The sequence below is a fragment of the Mycobacterium persicum genome (assembly GCF_002086675.1).
In the GTDB taxonomy this organism is placed as follows: domain Bacteria; phylum Actinomycetota; class Actinomycetes; order Mycobacteriales; family Mycobacteriaceae; genus Mycobacterium; species Mycobacterium persicum.
Genome location: NZ_MVIF01000188.1, coordinates 1 through 3,745, shown reverse-complemented (window position 1 = coordinate 3,745; position 3,745 = coordinate 1). Strand labels below are relative to the sequence as shown.

Annotated in this window: 2 protein-coding genes and 2 pseudogenes; all 4 read right to left on the bottom strand. The window is 61.4% G+C overall.

Annotated elements, in window-relative coordinates; all coding sequences use genetic code 11:
* Positions 1-449 precede the first annotated feature (449 nt).
* Positions 450-1,031 (bottom strand): hypothetical protein, encoded by a 582-nt coding sequence (locus BST40_RS27490; RefSeq protein ID WP_075545313.1) that lies wholly within the window; start codon positions 1,029-1,031, stop codon positions 450-452.
* 507 nt (positions 1,032-1,538) lie between these two features.
* A pseudogene (locus tag BST40_RS32990) lies at positions 1,539-1,889 on the bottom strand (hypothetical protein); the annotation flags it as partial.
* Between the two features lie 18 nt (positions 1,890-1,907).
* Positions 1,908-2,555 (bottom strand): hypothetical protein, encoded by a 648-nt coding sequence (locus BST40_RS27475; RefSeq protein ID WP_075545314.1) that lies wholly within the window; start codon positions 2,553-2,555, stop codon positions 1,908-1,910.
* A 662-nt stretch (positions 2,556-3,217) separates the two neighbouring features.
* Positions 3,218-3,667 (bottom strand): annotated as a pseudogene (locus tag BST40_RS27470) (ATP-binding protein); the annotation flags it as partial.
* Between the last annotated feature and the right edge of the window lie 78 nt (positions 3,668-3,745).

Genomic DNA, 3,745 nt, shown 5'->3' with positions numbered 1-3,745 from the left:
GATCAACGAACCACCGAAGGAGAACACCGACACAGAACACGCAGCCTGACACGTCTCAAATGGTTTGACAGGTTCCGGATCGCCGGGTATGGGGAAGCGATGGCAATGGCGCTGTTTCGCATCGTGAGCTGACGACACTTCTGATCCGAGAAGCCTCTGCACCAACTTGACATTAGCGCCCGCACTTTCGCGAGCGATGCCGTGGTGTGCCTCAGCCCGTGCGGGACCAAGTCGGTGATGCCGCCTCGACGATCATCGCCAAACCTCAGATCAGACGCAAACCAGTGCCGGATCGCAATGGCAAGCGCCGTTTCGGTGTGCCAGGCGGCGGTTGCGGTCCTAGAGCAGGTGACGACGGCTTCGATGGCGCACCTGGGATTTGGGTAGGTCGGGCCGACCGCCCGCTATCTAGCTGCCTTCACCGCCGCTTCGCCCGTTCGGGTTTGCTCTTACCAGTTGATTGGTGCAATTCCGTACTTTTTGTTGAACCAGTTCGTTGCGACACGCTCAGATTCGCGAATTGCCTCGTCCAGTTTGGCTTGCGCCAATGCCGCTAGCGACCTGTCGCGCTCGTCAAGTCGGTGTATGAACTCGCGCCACAAGGCGACTACCTCTCGGGCGAAATCGACGGGTAGATACTTGAGATGCACTACGGCTTCTGGGTCGTCGTAAGTTGAAAGAAGTTGACCCGCATAGCGGTCGTTGAGATGCATCAGGTATCTGTTCAGCGGCTCGCGCCATCCTTCTGTATAGAGTCGCGAATATATCCGCTCCACTTCAAAGAGATCCATGCCAAGATGGCGATCGTTTTCTTTGTCGGTGTAGCCTGTCAGGAATTCGAACAGAGCGCGGGCATGTGTGAATGTCGTCGTCATCGCGTACACCTGCATGTAGTAACCCTCGCCTCCGTCAAACCTCTTCTCGCTTTCCGGTCCGATTGTGTGCTGGATGTACCAGTCGGTCGCAGCGCAGAGCATGAAACGGAGATCGTTGTACAGGTGTTCGTCGAGAAAGTCGCGTGGATCTGTCATGCCAATACTTTCTTCTTCAAGTTGGGATTTCGGCTAGTAGTCATCTTCGCCGTAGCCTTCGTGAGCTTCCTCGTACTCCGCTGCGGCCTGTGCCATCGCCTCGTTGTCGTAACCGACTTCTACGAGGTTTGGTTCTGGGCCTGGGCACGACGACGTAATTGGCTCTGAAAAGGCGATCATGTCCGCAACAAAATCCGCCGCGCTGTCCACCAACTTCGAGTCGTCGCTGACGAAACCGACCTCCAGGTGTGTGGTGGAAGGGTCCGTCCAGTTCGCCGAACCCCACCAAACCTTTAGCGGCGTAAAGCGAATGTTGCCCTCGTCCAAGCCATAGGGTGTGTCGTAGGAGGTCCAGCCGATTCTGCCAAGAACCAGCATCTTCGCGTGGACCAGCGGTTTGCGGCGTCCGTGCAGCCAGCCCGCCACTCGAATGGGGTCGATGTCGTGCCACGTTGCTCCCCTTGGGGTGTACGGGCCGATTGTCAGCGGGGCGGACCCATCCGCGTTCGCGGGCATCATGTCAGCGAGTCGAGAAACGGCTTCGTTAGGGAAACCGTGGTTTGGCAGGCAGAGCCGGTCAAGAGCATGTTGTGAAGCACCTTTGTCGATGACGACGCACACGGAATTCAGTTTCAGCAGGCGGTCAACGACGGCTTCGCTCGTCAGCCACGGCACGCAACCAATGGCGGCAGGGCGTATGTCGCGGCCATAGCGGGTTGTTAGGTGCTCGTCGAGCACGTCGCAGAGTCCATCGACAACACCGCCGCCGAACCACGCGCGCCATCCGGCACCGTCCGGTCCCCAATCGCGCGGCTTCCCTGACCACCCACGAAATGGCTCGTAATCGCCAAGCGGCATAGTCATGATGTCTACCGATTACGTCTTGGTCACCCTCCGGCGTTTCTCACGCGGAACATAGATTCTCTTTAGGTCTGCGCCGACGCGGTGGCCGTCAGCCCCAAGCGCCACGAGGTAACTCGCAACGAAGGCGTATGGGTATCCCGCTGCGAGCAGCTCGTCGATCGGGTCGAAGTACTTCGCCGCGAAAAAGGCTTCACGGTCGCGGTGGTAGCCGTTGTAGCCCGCATCGTTCAAATCCACGAGGGCCGTGTGAATCTCTTCGGGCACGCTCGGGGTCGGCTCGCCGGTCGTCAGGTCGAGGGCACCCGTGGCGGCTGCCCACCCGGCTGCTTCGCCCTCGATCCACTCGATGACACCGAGCACCTGGCCTTCGGCGGCAGCCACCGCTTCGGCCAGTAGGCGGACATCCGTGCTGTACGCGAGCACCGGCCCGCCTCGATCGACGCTCGGGCTCCTCGCGGTGCCGATGTTGCCGTTCGCCCCGTACGCCTGAACGGCGGGAGCTGCCATGTCCAGAGTGCGTTTCTGCGGCAAGAACAGCGCGCGGCGGGCGTATGCGCGCTCGCTGGCACGTGCGGCAATCCAGCGCGTCATCACCCGTGCGTCGGCGGTGTGCCGCTGCCACGCCGCAGCGGCGGGGCGTGGTGTGAGGTCGTAGGTCACCCAGCCATCCTCCCAACAAGTACCGACAGCCCACGGAATGCCACGCCGAAGCCGCAGGACAGGGCCCCCGCCCGGAGCTAGTGCGGGGGGTGGCGCATGTTCGCTGTGCCGCAAAATGCCGCGACTGGCCCTGGCAGCGTTGCGCAGCAGTACACACGGGGAGCCCACCTATTAGGCGAACTAGCTACTACCTAGAATCGCGCCCTACCAGGCCTTTCAACGTGTGCCCAGTCGGACTTGAACCGACACTTGGCGGATATTAAGTCGCTTATGTGACTAAATGAAGCTAAGTGAAGTTAACGGTGTCGGTTGACTTCACTTAGCGCAACTGTGCCTGTGCCCGACGTGGTTCAGCTGCGGCATGCCGAACCGGCCCCGATGATCCGGCCCCGGCCGGGCGGGCGGCTGTCTAACCGACCGAGTGGCCAGCCGGGCGGCGACCGAACGGCGGCGGTGCGACGGTGGTACCACGTTGTCTCAGCGCCCGCCGAGTTTGTCGACGGGGCCTGTCCTGATGCTGCGGCGGGGTATTAGACGCTAGTCACTTGGTCACCGCCTGTATGACGGCCTGGATCGCCGGCACAGCGAACGTTGTCAACGGCAGGTGAAAACTGACCCCCTGGCGGCATTTGAAAGTTGACCCCCTGGGTCCGGTGGTGTGTTTATTCTTCGGTGGTTGCGGCTGGTGGGACCCGACCGAGGTCGCGGTCTTTGAGCCGGTAGCTGTCGCCTTTGAGGGCGACGACTTCTGCGTGGTGGACGAGGCGATCGATCATGGCGGCGGCCACGACGTCATCGCCGCCGAAGACCTCGCCCCAGCGGCCGAATGCCTTGTTGGAGGTGACGATCAAACTGGCGCGTTCGTAGCGTGCCGATACCAGTTGGAAGAACAGGTTGGCGGCCTCGGGCTCGAACGGGATGTAGCCGACTTCATCAACCACCAGGAGCGGGTAACGGCCCAGCCGGGTGAGCTCTTGGTGGATACGCCCGGCGTGATGGGCCTCGGCGAGGCGGGCCACCCATTCGGCGGCGGTGGCAAACAACACCCGGTGGCCGGCCTGGCAGGCACGTATCGCCAGCCCGATCGCCAGATGGGTTTTGCCGGTGCCGGGTGTTATCAGCATGTAGCAACACGCCCGCATCTATGTATGCGACAAGGGGGTTGATCAGGGATTCGTCATCGTTGTTGC

Excerpts from the sequence above, each read along its gene's own strand:
- BST40_RS27490 (WP_075545313.1), bottom strand. The coding sequence starts at position 1,031 with ATGACAGATCCACGCGACTTTCTCGACGAACACCTGTACAACGATCTC.